Genomic DNA, 14,593 nt, shown 5'->3' on the forward strand with positions numbered 1-14,593 from the left:
CCTTGGTTCAACGCATCCACAGGGCCAACAGCAGCAGCCCTGAAATGCAATTCGCCACCACCAACAGCAGCACGCGGCGGCGCGTTTTTTCTACCCGTGCGATGAGCTGCGCGTTTTGTTCGGCGAGCGATTGAATCACTTCACCGGCAGCGCGCATTTCATTTTGCAAAACACCGATACGCCCCTGCAAGGCCTGCAACACCGTGTGCTCATCGGCATCTGGCGGTAAATCAACCGCTTCTGTGGACGCGGCGCGACGGGTTTTGTTCCATAGCTTGCGCGCGCCCTCGGCAACCACCGGGGCATTTTTGATCACCTCCGTCCACGGCACTTTGGCCAGCAAACTGATCCAGGCCATTATTTTTTCCTCGTACGGGCGGCCGGTTTCTTGGCGGCCGGTTTTTTTACAGCCGATTTGGTGGGCGATTTGGTGGGCGATTTAGCGGCGGAAGCTTTTTTAGGTTCTACCACAGCCGCCTTTGCCTTGGTCGACTTGGCCGCTTGCGCTGGCTTTTTCCCTGCCTGGGGCGGGCGTACCGAGGTTTTTACGGATGTTTTAGCCCCGGCTGTTCCTGATTTTTCCACCGGTTTCAAGGCCGGCCCTGCCGATTTCTCCGGCAGCTCACGAAGATTGGAACGAAGTACGGGTTTAGCGGCGTCACGCACCAAGACAAAATCGATCTTGTTCGTCTCCAGGTCGGCACGCACCAGCTTCACCCGCACCCGGTCGCCCAGACGAAAACGCTCGCCGGTGCGCTCGCCCAGCATTTGGTGGCGAACGTTGTCGAACTGGAAGTAATCCTGCCCCAGTTCCGACACATGTACCAAACCTTCGACATAGACGGCATCGAGGGCCACGAAAATACCGAAAGGGGTCACCGAAGAGATGCTGCCCTCGAACACCTCGCCGATACGCGCCTGCATGTAATAGGTTTTCAACCAGTTTTCGACATCGCGCGTCGCTTCGTCCGCACGCCGCTCGGTGGCCGAACATTGCAGGCCAATATCATCCCAGGCTTGCTCCGGCGTGTACTTTTCACCCGCCAGCACCGCCTTGATCGCCCGATGCACCAGCAAATCCGGATAGCGACGAATGGGCGAAGTGAAATGGGTGTAATGCTCATAGGCCAAACCGAAATGCCCCACATTGTCCGGGCTGTACATCGCCTGGCGCAAAGAGCGCAGCATCACGGTTTGCAAAAGCTGAAAGTCTGGACGCGGCTTGATTTTTTCCAGCAACTCGGCGTAATCCTTGGCTTTCGGGTCATCGCCTCCCCCCAGATGCAAGCCGAACTCGCCAAGAAAACTGCGCAAATTACGCAATTTGTCTTCATTCGGCCCTTCGTGCACGCGATAAAGACAAGCCTGCTCGTGTTTGGCGAGAAAATCGGAGGCGCTCACGTTGGCCGCCAGCATGCACTCCTCGATGATACGGTGTGCGTCGTTACGTACCACCGGAACGATATTCTCGATCTTGCCCTGCTCATTGAACAGCATCATCGTTTCTGTGGTTTCAAAATCAATCGCCCCACGCTGCCCGCGCGCTTTATGCAAGACCTGGTAGAGCTTGTAAAGCTGGGCGATGGGCGCTTGCATGGCGGTTTCCACCCCCAGAACAGGCTTTGCTGCGCCCGACAACCAGTCCCACACCTGGGTATAGGTCAGGCGGGCCTGCGAGCGAAACACCGCCGGATAAAAACGGTAATTGCTGATTTTTCCGCTGGCATTGACCGCCATATCGCAGACCATGGCCAGACGATCCACTTCCGGATTGAGCGAACAGATGCCGTTCGAGAGTTTTTCCGGCAACATCGGGATCACCCGCCGGGGGAAATACACCGAATTCCCCCGTAGCGCAGCCTCGCGATCGAGCGCCATGCCCGGTCGCACATAATGCGACACATCGGCAATCGCCACCACCAAGCGCCAGCCCCGGCCTTGTTTTTCACAAAACACGGCATCGTCGAAATCCTTGGCCGTTTCGCCGTCGATGGTCACCAGCGGCAAATGGCGCAGATCTTCCCGCCCGGCCAGATCGGCCTTGCGCACCTTGGCGGGCATCTTCTTGTTTTCCTCGCGCGCGCCGGGCGAAAACTCGAAGGGCAAATCGTGTTTGCGCAAAGCAATTTCGATCTCCATGCCTGGATCAGCATAATTACCCAGCACCTCGACGATACGCCCGATGGGTTGCGAATACTTGGTCGGCTGTTCGATGATCTCCGCCATCACCACCTGCCCGGACTGCACCTTGATCTTGCTCTTCTTATCCGCCGGCACCAGGATATCTTGTGTAATGCGCCGGTTTTCCGGCACCACGATCACCACACCGTGCTCGAGAAACACCCGCCCGATGACCTTGGTATTGGCCCGTTCGGTCACCTCGACGATATACCCCTCCGGGCGGCCTTTGCGGTCCAGGCCCACCCGGCGCGCCAGCACACGATCACCGTGCATGACCTTGCCCATCTGCCGCTGATCGAGGAAAAGATCGGCGCTGCCATCGTCGGGCAGCAAAAACCCGTAGCCATCGGGATGCCCCTGCACCTTGCCGGCAATCAAGCTCGCTCGCTCAGGGAGGATGTAATCCTCTTTGCGGTTGCGCAAAATCTGGCCTTCCCGCTCCATGGCCCCGAGTCGGCGCAAAAACACCTCACGCTCAGTTTTGCTGATATCAAGCGCTGTTGCCAGTTGCTCGAAACTCAAGGGCCGCCCCACTTCCGTCAACTGCGCAATCACGTACTCGCGCGATGGCAGGGGAAATTCATAGCGTTTTTGCTCGCGCTCGAAAAAAGGATCGGCACGGCGGATTTTCGACAGTTTTTTTCTTGACATGGAAACGGCTTTCTCTATAATGGCGGCTCTTCGCACCTGTGCCCAGGTGGCGGAATTGGTAGACGCACTAGTTTCAGGTACTAGCGCTGCAAGGCGTGGAAGTTCGAGTCTTCTCCTGGGCACCACCGATTTTGATCAAAGGCCTTGCTAAAGCAAGGCCTTTTTTCATTGCTGCGACGGCATTTCCGAAGGACAGATTGTGTGCTGACATGCCGAGCATTGTCGCACGTTGCGCCAGCCAAAATGTTTACACATTTATTAACATCTGCTTGCGCCACGGAAATGACAATTTGACTATGCTGCGCCCATTGATCAACGCAACACCTTCTTCACGAGGCACATCATGAAACGCACACTCTCCTTCTGCGCTGCCGCCCTCCTTGCTTTAGGGCTCACCACCTCCGCCAGCGCCGGCGGGGATTGGCGGCACGAGCGCGGCGCACACCGCGGGCACGAACGCATGCAGCACTTCGATCGCAATCATCACCACCACATGCCAGCGCCGCACCACCGGCCGCACTACGCGCCTCCGGTGCACCATCACCATGAGCGCGATCACCGGCGCGAACATCGACGTGACTGGATCGGCCCGGCGGCCGTGCTGACCATCGGCGGCATCGCCTTGGGCAGCGCGCTTTACTACAACCAGCAAAACAATGCTTCACCCGCCGTGATTTATCAAAACACCCCGAACAATGGCGAACACTGGTTCTATTGCCGCTCTTCCGGCCAGTATTACCCCAACACACAGGCCTGCCCGGAAGGCTGGGTCACGATTCGCCGCTAGAGGAATTTTTCCATTCGCTCTGCGCAGCGTCCTGAAAGACGGGATTTCGCAGCGCAGTCGGTGTACAAAAAATGGGCCTTGCGGCCCATTTTTTTACTTGAACGGATGCTGGCGCAAAATGGTTTCGTCACGCTCCGGACCGGTGGACACAATAGCAATCGGCACGCCGCACAGCTCTTCCAGACGCTCGAGGTATTTCTGCGCATTGGCCGGCAAATCTTCCCAGCGCTTGGCCCGGAAGGTGGTGCCTTCCCAGCCCGGCAGGGTTTCGTAGATGGGTTCGCAGGCGGCCACGTCGTCAGCACCGATGGGCAGCAGATCGACGATCTGGCCATGCAGGCGGTAGCCGGTGCAGATCTGCAATTCCTTCAAGCCATCGAGCACGTCCAGCTTGGTGATGCACAGGCCGGTGAGACCATTGATGCGGGCGGAGCGGCGCAACAAGGGCGCATCGAACCAACCACAACGGCGCTTGCGGCCGGTAACGGTGCCAAACTCCTGGCCGACGGTAAACATCTGGTGACCCGGCGTACCTTCGGTGTCGATGTCGAGTTCGCTCGGGAAAGGCCCGCCGCCGACACGGGTGCAATAGGCTTTGGTGATACCCAAGACATAATGCAGCATGCCCGGACCGATGCCCGAACCCGCCGCTGCCTGACCCGAAACGCAGTTCGACGAGGTAACGAAAGGATAGGTGCCGTGGTCGATATCGAGCAGCGTTCCCTGAGCCCCCTCGAACAGCAGCTTGCCGCCAGCCTTGTTGACTTCGTAGAGCGCGGCCGACACATCCACCACCATGGGGCGAATGATTTCGGCATCGGCCATCGCCTGGTCGTACACGGCCTGAAAATCGACCGGATCTGCCTTGAAATACTGCGTCAGGGCGAAATTGTGGTAGTCCAGCACCTCGCGCAGCTTCTCGGCAAAGCGCTCGGGATGAAAGAGGTCATAAACGCGCAAACCGCGCCGCGCCACCTTGTCTTCGTAGGCCGGGCCGATGCCCTTGCCGGTCGTACCGATTTTCTTGTCGTTCGATTTGGCGGCTTCGCGTGCTTTATCGATCGCCGAGTGGTAAGGCAGAATCAAAGGGCAACCCGGGCTGATTTTCAGGCGCGAACGCACATCGATGCCCCCTTTTTCCAGCTCGGCGATTTCAGCGATGAGGTGATGAATATCGAGCACCACACCATTACCGATGTAGCACTCAACCCCCTCGCGCACGATGCCGGAAGGCACCAGATTGAGCTTATAGACCTTGTCGCCCACCACCAAGGTATGCCCCGCGTTATGCCCCCCTTGAAAACGCACCACAGCTTGCGCATGGTCGGTCAGCCAATCGACGATTTTTCCTTTACCTTCGTCGCCCCACTGCGTGCCTACAACGATGACATTTTTAGCCATGCTTTTCAGTCCTCAAGAATTGCTTCGATTCGCCATTGACCTGCAACGGCGACTAACTTCCGATCACACACCGGCGCTTCACAGCTCGTTTCGCCGGGCAATAGCTCCACCACGATCTCACCTGCGCGACGCAAGCGGGCGATTTCTGCTGCCAATGCGGCGTCTGTTCCTGCATGCGCGGCCAAAATGGCTTTTTTTCCGGCCTGACGCGGTGCCAGACGGGCAACTTCGCGCAAATCCATGGAAAAACCAGTGGCCGGACGCGCCCGACCAAATACTTCACCCGCCCCATCGTAGCGCCCGCCCAAGGCAATCGCCGCCGGATAATTCGGACAATAGGCGGCAAACACAATGCCGTTGTGATAGTGATAGCCGCGCAAATCGGCCAAATCAATAGAAAATGGCAATTCCGGGGCCTGCTGCAAAAGGTGGCGCAAACGCGCCAAGGCTTCGTCGATCGCTGGCAGCGCGGGCAACACGGCAGCGGCATGGGCAATGATTTCCGCCCCGCCGTACAAACGCGGCAAAGCCGCCAAGGCCTCGCGCCAGGGCGAAGCCACCTGCTCCAGGAATTGCGCCATCGCGGGTTCGTCCTTGTCGCGCAAAAAATCGAGCAGCTGATTTTCCTGTGTTTCAGATAAACCCGCCGCATTGACCAGGGCCTCGAAAATACCGGCATGGGCAAGATCGATGCGCGCCAGCGGCAGGCCGACATGGGCAAAAGCCGTCGCCATCAGGCGCACGATCTCAAGATCGGCCTCGACGCCGGCGTAACCGTACAACTCTGCCCCCAACTGCAGGGGTTCGCGGCTGACCGACACATTGGCCGGCAAGGTATGCAAAATGCTGCCGCAATAACACAGACGGGTAACGCCAGGACGGTTGAGCAGATGCGCATCGATACGCGCCGCCTGCGGCGTCATGTCGGCACGCACCCCCATGCTGCGCCCGGAGAGCTGATCGACCAGCTTGAACGTGCGCAAATCGAGATCATGCCCGGTGCCGGTGAGCAGGGATTCGAGATATTCCAGCAGCGGCGGCATGACGTGCTCGAAACCATGCACGCGAAAATGATCGAGCAGCGTGCGGCGCAAACGCTCGATCTGGGCGGCTTCTGCGGGCAGCGCGTCGGACAGGTATTCAGGAAGCAACCAGTTCATCTTGTTCGTTTATGTACGTATTTCAATCCACGCCCTGAGCAGAAAACTCAGCGGGCAACTGAGCAGGCAATACAGCGTGCAAACACTATTTGTTTTTACGAAAAAACCATCAACAAAATCAAGCCCAGCAACATCGAACTCAGGCCGACGAAACGAATTTGTCCGTCAGACATCTGCGTCAAACGCCGGAAAGTTTCGCGCCAAGCCGCCGGGGCGATAAACGGCATGGCACCTTCCAAAACCAGCATCAAGGCAAAGGCCAGCAGCAGGGAAGAACTCATTTACCCAAATTCTTCATGTATTTGAAGAAATCGGAATTGGGCTCCACCACCAGTATGTCGTTCTTGCTGGCAAAGCTGTTGCGGTAGGCTTCCAGGCTGCGGTAAAAAGCGTAAAACTCGGGGTTTTTATTGAAGGCCTCGGCGTATAGCGCAGCCGCCTTGGCGTCGCCCTCACCCTTGGTTTTTTGCGCATCGCGATAGGCCTCGGCAACGATGACTTCGCGCTGACGGTCGGCATCGGCGCGGATCTTTTCCGCCTCCGCCGCGCCTTCTGAACGCAGCTCATTGGCCACGCGCTTGCGCTCGGCTTCCATGCGGCTATACACCGCGCCACTGACTTCGTCGGGCAACTCGACCCGTTTCAAGCGCACATCGACGATTTTCACGCCGATACGCCGAGCGTCGGTATCGGCTTTTTCGCGCATGCGCTCCATGATTTTGTCGCGCTCGCCGGAAATCACGTCATGCACCAGACGTTTGCCGAACTCTTCGCGCAGACCGGCATTCACCGTCTGGCTCAGACGGGTGCGGGCGCGCGTTTCATCGCCGCCGACCGAAACGTAGTAAAGCTTGGGATCGACGATGCGCCATTTGATGAAGGAGTCGACCAGCACGTTCTTTTTCTCGGAGGTGATGAAACGCTCCGGATCGGCGCTATCGAGCGTCAAAATGCGGTTGTCGAAAAAGCGCACGTTCTGCACCAGCGGCAGCTTGAAGTTCAAGCCCGGCTCGGTCACCACGCGCTTGACTTCCCCCATCTGGAAAACCAGCGCGTACTGGCGCTGATCCACGGTAAACACGGACATCGCCACGGCACCAAAGAGCAAACCGAGCAGGCCAAGAATCATGTTAAGACGCGGGCTCATCAGCGGGCCTCCCGTTCACGCGAAGAGAGCGAGCCGCGCCCTTCGCGGCTGGAAAAATTAGGGCTGCCCTCGACCTGCGGTGGCACTTCGCCGCTAAACGCCGGACGCGCCCCCGCGGCTGCCGGCGTGGGGGTTTCTGTCGTGGTACGCGCGGCAACCGCCCCGGCGCTCGCCTGCATCAGTTTATCCAAGGGCAGATAGAGCAAATTGCCCTGCCCCTTGGCATCGACCATGATTTTCGTGGTGTTTGCATAAATCTGCTGCATGGTGTCGAGATACATGCGCTGGCGCGTGACTTCCGGGGCCTTGGCGTATTCGGTTTGAATCTGGCGAAAACGCGCGGCATCCCCCTCGGCGTTCGCCGTCACCCGTTGTTTGTAACCATCGGCCTCCTGCAGCAAACGCGCCGCCGTGCCGTGCGCGCGCGGCACCACGTCGTTGGCGTAGGCCTGCCCTTCGTTTTTCTGGCGCTCGCGGTCCTGCCCGGCCTTGACGGCATCGTCAAACGCCGCCTGCACCTGTTCCGGCGGCTGGGCATTTTGCATGGTCACCTTGGAAATCAGGATGCCGGCCTGGTAACGGTCGAGAATCGCCTGCATCAACTGCGCCGCCTCGGTAGCAATTTGTTCGCGCCCTTCGTAGAGCACAAAATCCATCTTGCTCTTGCCGACGATCTCGCGCACCGCCGTTTCCGCCGCGCCGACCACCGCCTCATCCGGGTAACGGTTGTTGAACAGGTATTCGACCGGATCTTTCAGAATGTACTGCACGGCAAACTGGATGTTTACGATGTTTTCGTCATCGGTCAGCATCAAGGCTTCTTTCAGAATCTTGTTACGCTCGCTGCCACGATAGCCGATCTCTACCGTGCGCACGCCGGTCAGGTTCACCAGTTCGTGGGTCTGAATCGGATAAGGCAGCCGCCAGCGCAAACCCGGCTCAGTGGTTTCCAGGCGTTTACCGAATTGCAGCACAACGCCGCGCTGCGAAGCGTCAACGATGTAAAACCCGGAGGCCAGCCAAACCACAACGATCAGACCGAGCAGCATCCACAAACCGCCGCCCAGCATTTTCGGATTGAAATCGACCTCCGGCAGGCGCGGCCCGCCGCCATTTCCAGAAGGGCCGCCGCTTTTTTTCTTGCCCATCATGCCGCCCAATTTGCGGTTGAAATCGCGCCAAAGCTCTTCCAGATCGGGCGGACCATCGTTCGGGCGACGGGGTTTTTGGCCACCGGAATTATCACCGGAACCGTGGTTATCCCCTTGATTGCCCCATTTCGGGTCATTCAGGGACATGAGCATGCCTAGGCTTGGAATCATAGTAGCTGGGGAGTTGCGAAAAATATAAATTCGTTTTTATTCAACAAGAGGTGATTCTTCACCGAGATCAGCAAGGGCAGTGTCGGCACGGCGCAATTCCGTTTTCGCCTGCGCATATTCCGCCAAAGCCCTGCGCAAAATATCCAGGCCGGCCCCGCTGCGCGAGCTCAAACGAACGCGGGCGATATTACCATATTCGTCCCGCCCCTCCCCGGGCGCAACGCCCGTGAGGTCGATCTTGTTCCAGACCACGAGCTGCGGCAGGGTTTCTGCGCCGATTTCTCCCAGCACCTTATTGACTTCGCTGATTTGCTCATCGCGTGCCGGGCTGGCGCTATCGACCACATGCAATAAGAGATCCGCATCGGTGGCAGCTTCCAGAGTGGCGTGAAATGCATCTACCAGGGCGTGCGGCAGGTCGCGGATGAAACCGACCGTGTCAGAAATGACGATATTGCCCGCTCCCTCGATCCACAATTTGCGCGAAGTCGTGTCGAGGGTGGCAAAAAGTTGATCCGCCGCATACACGCCGGCCCGCGTCAGGGCATTGAATAAGGTCGATTTGCCGGCATTGGTGTAACCAATCAGAGAAACGTTCAGCACATCGCCGCGCCGGCGGGCTTTACGCTGTACGCCGCGCTGGCGGCTGAGTTTTTTCAGGCGTTCCTTGAGCAGCTTGACGCGCCCGCCCAAGAGACGGCGGTCAGTTTCCAGCTGTTTTTCTCCGGGACCACGCAAACCAATACCGCCGCGCTGGCGTTCCAGGTGGGTCCAGCCGCGTACCAGGCGGGTGGAGAGATGTTCGAGCTGCGCCAGTTCGACCTGCAGCTTGCCTTCCGCGCTGGCTGCGCGCAGGGCAAAAATATCGAGAATCAGGCTGTTACGATCGACCACACGGCACTTCAGCGCCCCTTCCAGGTTGCGCTGCTGCACGGGCGAGAGGGGGTGGTTGAAAATGACCAGTTGCGCCTCGGTCGCAGCAATCATGGCGACAATTTCATCGACCTTGCCCTTGCCGACAAAACTCTTGGGATCAGGGCTGTGGCGCTTGCCGCGCACTTCGGCGACAACCAGCCCGCCGGCCGAAGTGGTCAGCAAGCGCAACTCTTCCAGTTGCTCCTCGACATCGGCTTGTCCGAAATCGAGCTGCACGACGACGGCGCGCTCGCCAGCGGCGGGGCGTTCAAACATGAATCGAAGCAGGAAAATTGAAAACTGCCCCGGCGGTGCGGGGCAGTGCGGGAAGCGGCTTTATTCTGCGGCCTGCTCTTGCTGAATATTGACCGGGCGCGCCGGCACCACCGTGGAAATGGCGTGCTTGTACACCATTTGCGTCACCGTGTTCTTCAACAGCACGACGTATTGATCGAAAGATTCGACCTGGCCCTGTAATTTGATGCCATTCACCAGATAAATGGAAACGGGAATGTGCTCGCGGCGCAGGGCGTTGAGAAAGGGGTCTTGTAAGAGTTGCCCTTTATTGCTCATGGTGTGGACTCCATGTGTTTTGTTATGAGAGGGGTAAATGTACCCAAAAACCAAAGGTATTGCGGATGTTTTTTGTCCTTATCGAGGGATTTTCTCGGTTTAGCGCCCCTCCTTGTCGGCATAGGGATTTTTCGCTGCGACGAACTGAATGCGCAGCGGCGTGCCTTGCAGGTGGAAGGCATCGCGGAAAGTGTGTTCGAGATAGCGCCGGTAGCTGTCGCCAATCTGATCGACCGCATTGCCGTGAATGACGATGATCGGCGGGTTGGAACCGCCTTGATGGGCGTAGCGCGGCTTGGGTCGAAACAGGCCGTGTTTCGGGGGGGCCTGGCGGGCAATGGCGTCAACCAGCACCCGTGTCAGGCGCGGCGTGGACAATTTGGTCATGGCCGCCGCGTAGGCGGCGTCGACCGAGCGGAACAAATTACCCAGGCCGATGTTGTCGCGCGCCGATATGAAATGAAATTTGGCGAAATCGAGAAATTTCAGCTTGCGCTGCAGCATTTGGCGCGTCTGATCGCGCGTGTAGCCGTCCAGACCGTCCCATTTGTTGACCGCCACCACGAGCGCACGCCCGGATTGCACGATGAAATCGGCAATGTGCGCATCCTGGTCGGAAATATCGGCCTGCGCATCGACCATGAGAACAACCACATTGGCATCTTCAATGGCCTGCAGTGTCTTCACCACGGAGAATTTTTCGATGGCCTCGAACACCTTGCCGCGCTTACGCATGCCCGCCGTGTCGATGAGGACATAGGATTGCCCGGCGCGCTCAAATTCGATTTCAATCGCATCGCGGGTGGTCCCCGGCGCATCGAAAGCAATCACCCGCTCTTCACCGAGCAAGGTGTTGATCAGGGTCGATTTGCCAACGTTGGGTCGGCCAACGATCGCCACGCGCGTGGCGGTGGAGTGCCATTCATCATCTTCCGGCTCGGGAAAGTCGGCCAGCGCCAGATCGACCAAATGACGCACGCCTTCGCCATGCGCCGCCGAAATCGCCAGCGGCTCGCCCAGACCAAGGGCGTGAAAATCGGCTTCGACCATGCCGGAAACCATGCCTTCGGCCTTGTTGACCGCCACCAGCACGGGGCGCTCGCTGCGGCGCAGCAACTGGGCGATTTCCTTGTCGTGCGGTGTCAGGCCCGTGCGCCCATCGACCACGAACACCACCACATCGGCTTCGGCAATGGCTTGCTCGGTCTGGCGCGCCATTTCGTGCAGGATGCCGTCTTTCACCAGCGGCTCGAAACCGCCGGTATCGACCACCAGAAATGGTTTTTTGCCGACCTTGCCATGACCGTAGTGGCGATCCCGCGTCAAACCGGGCAGGTCGGCCACAATGGCATCGCGCGATTTGGTCAGACGGTTGAACAGCGTCGATTTGCCAACATTCGGTCGCCCCACGAGTACGAGCGTCGGTTTCATGGTGCGCTTACCGCCCGCAGGTCGCCGCCGCTCGTCTGGATCAGCACGGCACCGTTAGACAAACGTTGCGGCGCGGCATCGATCGGTTTACCGTCGGTTTTCAGCCGCGCTTCGAAAGCCCCCTCTTCACGCGAAAGGAAATGTACATAGCCTTCACCGTCGGCCACCACCACCGTATTGCCTTGCACCGCCGGTGCGCTCACCTGACGGTAGCGCAATTTGTCCTGCTTCCACAAACTGCTGCCAGAAAGACGATCCAGCCCATAAACCACGCCTTCGTCGTCGGTCACGAAAAGATAGCGCCCATCGAGCGCCAAACCACGCGCCGAGGAAATATCGCGCGACCAGACAATGGCCCCGCCCTGCCCCATATCGAAACAGGTCACGCGCCCTTGGAAGGCCACGGCGCACAACTGCCCACCTTCGAGTACCGGCGGGGCAACGACATCGGCCACACGATCGAGTTCGGTGGCACCCTTGGGCTGCGCCACCGCGCCCTCCCAGACCTGCGCACCGTTTTCGAGCGCCACGGCAACCAGCTTGCCGCCAGGGAAACCAGCCAGCACGTAACGGTCGGCAAACACCGGACGGCCCGTGGCACGCACGGCCAGAATCGGCATCGGCCGCTCATAAACCCAGCGGCGCGCGCCGCTTTGCGCATCAAACAGGAAAATGCGATTGTCGCCGCTGCGCACGGCAACGTGATTACCTTCCACCGTCGGCGCAGCCAGCACTTCGCTGGACACCTTGGCTTGCCAGAGTGCCTTGCCCGAATCGGCAGCAAAGGCGAGCACATCGCCCTTGGCGGTGCCGACCACGACGATCTGGCGATCCGCCCCGACACCGGCCGAGAGCATTTGGCCGGTGTTGATCTTCCAGCTCAATTTGCCCTCTTCAAAACGCCACAGCTCGCCTTTGCGGTTTGCGGCAAACACTGCCGCACCGGCTTCTGCCGGAGTAAACACATAGCCGGAGGAGGCGCCCACCGCTTGCGACCACAGGCTGCGCGCCTCGCCCGTCGGCTTGATTTCCGGCAAAGGCGACATTTTTGGGCCGGAGGGCGCAAAAGGATTGAGTGCATCCACCGCGTCGGAAATCGTGGCGCAGCCGTTCAGACTGCTTGCCGCTACGGCCGCAGCCAGAACCCAGGGCAGGCTGCGCTGGATCATGCGGCTTCTCCCAGGGCGTCGAGTTTTTGCTGCAGCAACTCACGCACCACGGCTTCCATTTTCTTGCCGCCGGCATCCAGCGCACCTTGATAGGCGGTGCGTGCTTCGGTTTTTTTGCCTTGTGCGCTCAGCACATCGCCTTTCAATTCCAGGGTGCGCGCCGAAAACTCGGGTTGGGCCTTGGCATTCAAACGCTGCAAGGCTTCGTCGTAAGCTTCTTCGTCGATCAAGACTTCGCTCAAGCGCAAGCGAGCCAGCTCGCGCAGTTCGTCCTTGCCGTTGTCGGCCACCCAGGCGAGCTGCGCCTTGGCCGTTTTCAAATCACCCTGATCGAAGGAATGACGCGCCGCCAGCAAAGCGCCCAGACTGGCGTACGTGCTGCGGCCAAAGTTTTCCGTCAATTCCCCGGCGCTCGCCTTGATGCGCTGTGCATCACCTGCCGCCACCGCCTGTTCCAGCGCAGCAAACACGCCGGCAGCTTGGCCCGCCTGCTTGTTCTGATACCACTGCCACGCTTGCCAGCCGAGCACGGCAAGGGCGGCGGCGGTCAGCAAGGAGGTGACCAGATTGCCGTACATCTTCCACCAGGTTTTCAGGGTGTCGATCTGTTCCTGTTCTTCGAGATCGTAATGTGCCATGTGTTATTCCTCCTCGCCGGCATCGACCATAAAATCGATGATGGCGCCGGCCAGCTCATCGACTTTCATTTTGCGTTGCTCCCAGCCGGCTTCGCGCAGGGCCTTGAGTTGCGCTTCGCCGCTTGCTGCTTCATCGTCGCCGATGATGACGGCGAAACTCGCGCCGCTGGCATCGGCTTTTTTCATTTGCGACTTGAACGCGCCGCCGCCGCAATGTAACAGCACATCGAGCCCCTGGTCACGCAAACCCTCCGCCGTGCGAAAAGCCAGACGCGCCGCAGCCTCGCCCTGATGCACGACATAGACATCTGGCGCAGGCTCCGCCGGGGTGCCGTCGGCATCGCGGATCAGCGCAATCAGGCGTTCCACCCCCATGGCAAAACCGCAGGCTGGCGTAGCCTTGCCGCCCAGTTGCTCGACCAGACCGTCGTAACGCCCGCCGGCGCAGACCGTGCCTTGTGCGCCGAGTTTGTCGGTGACCCACTCGAAGACGGTGAGATTGTAGTAATCCAGCCCGCGCACCAGACGCGGGTTGATGGTGAAAGGCAGGCCCGCATCTTTCAAAATTTGCTGCACCCCTGCAAAGTGCGCCAAAGACTCCGCTCCGAGGTAATCGATCAGTTTCGGGGCAGCGGCGCAAATGGCTTGCAGGGCGGGATTCTTGCTATCGAGAATACGCAGCGGGTTAGTGTACAAACGACGTTTGGCGTCTTCATCCAGGCTGGCCTGATGCTGCTCGAAATAAGCGATCAAGGCCGCGCGGTGCTCGGCGCGCTCGGCGGGCTGGCCCAGGCTGTTGATCTGCAAGGCGATGCCCTCCAGCCCGAGATCGTCCCACAGGCGGGCGCACATCAAAATGAGTTCGGCGTCGATATCCGGCCCGTTCATACCGAAGGTTTCCACGCCGACCTGATGGAACTGCCGGTAGCGGCCCTTCTGCGGGCGCTCGTGGCGGAACATCTGGCCCATGTAGTAGAGGCGCTGCGTCTGGCGCGCCGCCAGATTGTGCTCGATCACCGCCCGCACGCAGCCGGCCGTGCCTTCCGGGCGCAGGGTCAGCGCCTCACCGTTCAGGCTATCGACGAAGGAATACATTTCCTTCTCGACGATGTCGGTCACCTCGCCAATCGCCCGCTTGAAGAGCGGCGTCGGCTCGACGATGGGCATGCGGATCGGCTTGTAGCCATAGCCTTTCAGCCAGCTGCGGATGGCGTCCTC

Annotated in this window: 14 protein-coding genes and 1 tRNA gene; 2 read left to right on the forward strand and 13 right to left on the reverse strand. The window is 59.3% G+C overall.

The features are described 5' to 3' along the window. Window positions 1-7: 7 nt before the first annotated feature. On the reverse strand, window positions 8-358 hold the full coding sequence (locus tag ACM62Q_RS08160) for a hypothetical protein (protein ID WP_415035405.1): 351 nt from the start codon (window positions 356-358) through the stop codon (window positions 8-10). Continuing rightward, entirely contained in the window at window positions 358-2,832 is a 2,475-nt protein-coding gene (gene rnr, locus ACM62Q_RS08165; protein WP_415035407.1) for a ribonuclease R, read from the reverse strand. The genes ACM62Q_RS08160 and rnr overlap by 1 nt, the downstream gene beginning before the upstream one ends. 40 nt (window positions 2,833-2,872) lie before the next feature. On the opposite strand from rnr, the gene ACM62Q_RS08170 reads away from it, so the two are divergent. Both ACM62Q_RS08170 and ACM62Q_RS08175 read left to right on the forward strand, forming a co-directional pair. Continuing rightward, window positions 2,873-2,957: transfer RNA gene (locus ACM62Q_RS08170), tRNA-Leu, on the forward strand. Between the two features lie 218 nt (window positions 2,958-3,175). Then, the gene (locus tag ACM62Q_RS08175) at window positions 3,176-3,619 is read left to right on the forward strand and encodes a hypothetical protein (protein ID WP_415035409.1); all 444 of its coding nucleotides are present in this window, start codon (window positions 3,176-3,178) and stop codon (window positions 3,617-3,619) included. Between the two features lie 93 nt (window positions 3,620-3,712). On the opposite strand, the gene ACM62Q_RS08180 is transcribed toward ACM62Q_RS08175, so the two are convergent. The 11 genes from ACM62Q_RS08180 to hisS all read right to left on the reverse strand — a co-directional run. Continuing rightward, a complete protein-coding gene (locus tag ACM62Q_RS08180) occupies window positions 3,713-5,020 on the reverse strand; it encodes an adenylosuccinate synthase (RefSeq protein WP_415035411.1) in 1,308 nt (435 codons plus the stop codon). Between the two features lie 5 nt (window positions 5,021-5,025). Beyond that, window positions 5,026-6,180, reverse strand: coding sequence for an ATP phosphoribosyltransferase regulatory subunit (locus tag ACM62Q_RS08185; protein ID WP_415035413.1), 1,155 nt, complete (start codon window positions 6,178-6,180; stop codon window positions 5,026-5,028). Window positions 6,181-6,275: 95 nt separating this feature from the next. Continuing rightward, complete coding sequence (locus tag ACM62Q_RS08190; RefSeq protein WP_415035415.1) at window positions 6,276-6,461, reverse strand: DUF2065 domain-containing protein; 186 nt, start codon at window positions 6,459-6,461, stop codon at window positions 6,276-6,278. Further along, window positions 6,458-7,327 (reverse strand): protease modulator HflC, encoded by an 870-nt coding sequence (gene hflC, locus ACM62Q_RS08195; RefSeq protein ID WP_415035417.1) that lies wholly within the window; start codon window positions 7,325-7,327, stop codon window positions 6,458-6,460. The genes ACM62Q_RS08190 and hflC overlap by 4 nt, the downstream gene beginning before the upstream one ends. After that, window positions 7,327-8,625, reverse strand: a complete 1,299-nt coding sequence (gene hflK / locus ACM62Q_RS08200; RefSeq protein WP_415035419.1) for an FtsH protease activity modulator HflK — start codon at window positions 8,623-8,625, stop codon at window positions 7,327-7,329. Before hflK ends, hflC begins: the two co-directional genes overlap by 1 nt. A 60-nt stretch (window positions 8,626-8,685) precedes the next feature. Continuing rightward, window positions 8,686-9,840: a GTPase HflX gene (hflX, locus tag ACM62Q_RS08205; RefSeq protein WP_415035421.1), complete on the reverse strand. Its 1,155-nt coding sequence runs from the start codon at window positions 9,838-9,840 to the stop codon at window positions 8,686-8,688. Between the two features lie 60 nt (window positions 9,841-9,900). Beyond that, on the reverse strand, window positions 9,901-10,137 hold the full coding sequence (hfq, locus tag ACM62Q_RS08210; RefSeq protein ID WP_415035423.1) for an RNA chaperone Hfq: 237 nt from the start codon (window positions 10,135-10,137) through the stop codon (window positions 9,901-9,903). 99 nt (window positions 10,138-10,236) lie between these two features. After that, window positions 10,237-11,568, reverse strand: a complete 1,332-nt coding sequence (der, locus tag ACM62Q_RS08215; RefSeq protein ID WP_415035425.1) for a ribosome biogenesis GTPase Der — start codon at window positions 11,566-11,568, stop codon at window positions 10,237-10,239. Continuing rightward, window positions 11,565-12,737: an outer membrane protein assembly factor BamB gene (bamB, locus tag ACM62Q_RS08220; RefSeq protein WP_415035427.1), complete on the reverse strand. Its 1,173-nt coding sequence runs from the start codon at window positions 12,735-12,737 to the stop codon at window positions 11,565-11,567. Before bamB ends, der begins: the two co-directional genes overlap by 4 nt. Continuing rightward, complete coding sequence (locus ACM62Q_RS08225; RefSeq protein WP_415035429.1) at window positions 12,734-13,375, reverse strand: YfgM family protein; 642 nt, start codon at window positions 13,373-13,375, stop codon at window positions 12,734-12,736. The genes bamB and ACM62Q_RS08225 overlap by 4 nt, the downstream gene beginning before the upstream one ends. A gap of 3 nt (window positions 13,376-13,378) precedes the next feature. Then, window positions 13,379-14,593: histidine--tRNA ligase (gene hisS, locus ACM62Q_RS08230; protein WP_415035431.1), on the reverse strand; the 1,215-nt coding region annotated here is incomplete at its 5' end.

Origin of the sequence: Azonexus sp. (assembly GCF_047638095.1) — a bacterium.
Taxonomy (GTDB): domain Bacteria; phylum Pseudomonadota; class Gammaproteobacteria; order Burkholderiales; family Rhodocyclaceae; genus Azonexus.

What these genes read in the sequence shown, in the direction of transcription:
- hflC (WP_415035417.1), bottom strand. Translation starts at nt 7,327, where the DNA reads ATGAGCCCGCGTCTTAACATGATTCTTGGCCTGCTCGGTTTGCTCTTT.
- ACM62Q_RS08190 (WP_415035415.1), bottom strand. Translation starts at nt 6,461, where the DNA reads ATGAGTTCTTCCCTGCTGCTGGCCTTTGCCTTGATGCTGGTTTTGGAA.
- hflK (WP_415035419.1), bottom strand. Translation starts at nt 8,625, where the DNA reads ATGTCCCTGAATGACCCGAAATGGGGCAATCAAGGGGATAACCACGGT.
- hflX (WP_415035421.1), bottom strand. Translation starts at nt 9,840, where the DNA reads ATGTTTGAACGCCCCGCCGCTGGCGAGCGCGCCGTCGTCGTGCAGCTC.
- der (WP_415035425.1), bottom strand. Translation starts at nt 11,568, where the DNA reads ATGAAACCGACGCTCGTACTCGTGGGGCGACCGAATGTTGGCAAATCG.
- ACM62Q_RS08180 (WP_415035411.1), bottom strand. Translation starts at nt 5,020, where the DNA reads ATGGCTAAAAATGTCATCGTTGTAGGCACGCAGTGGGGCGACGAAGGT.
- bamB (WP_415035427.1), bottom strand. Translation starts at nt 12,737, where the DNA reads ATGATCCAGCGCAGCCTGCCCTGGGTTCTGGCTGCGGCCGTAGCGGCA.
- ACM62Q_RS08160 (WP_415035405.1), bottom strand. Translation starts at nt 358, where the DNA reads ATGGCCTGGATCAGTTTGCTGGCCAAAGTGCCGTGGACGGAGGTGATC.
- ACM62Q_RS08175 (WP_415035409.1), top strand. Translation starts at nt 3,176, where the DNA reads ATGAAACGCACACTCTCCTTCTGCGCTGCCGCCCTCCTTGCTTTAGGG.
- ACM62Q_RS08185 (WP_415035413.1), bottom strand. Translation starts at nt 6,180, where the DNA reads ATGAACTGGTTGCTTCCTGAATACCTGTCCGACGCGCTGCCCGCAGAA.
- rnr (WP_415035407.1), bottom strand. Translation starts at nt 2,832, where the DNA reads ATGTCAAGAAAAAAACTGTCGAAAATCCGCCGTGCCGATCCTTTTTTC.
- hfq (WP_415035423.1), bottom strand. Translation starts at nt 10,137, where the DNA reads ATGAGCAATAAAGGGCAACTCTTACAAGACCCCTTTCTCAACGCCCTG.
- ACM62Q_RS08225 (WP_415035429.1), bottom strand. Translation starts at nt 13,375, where the DNA reads ATGGCACATTACGATCTCGAAGAACAGGAACAGATCGACACCCTGAAA.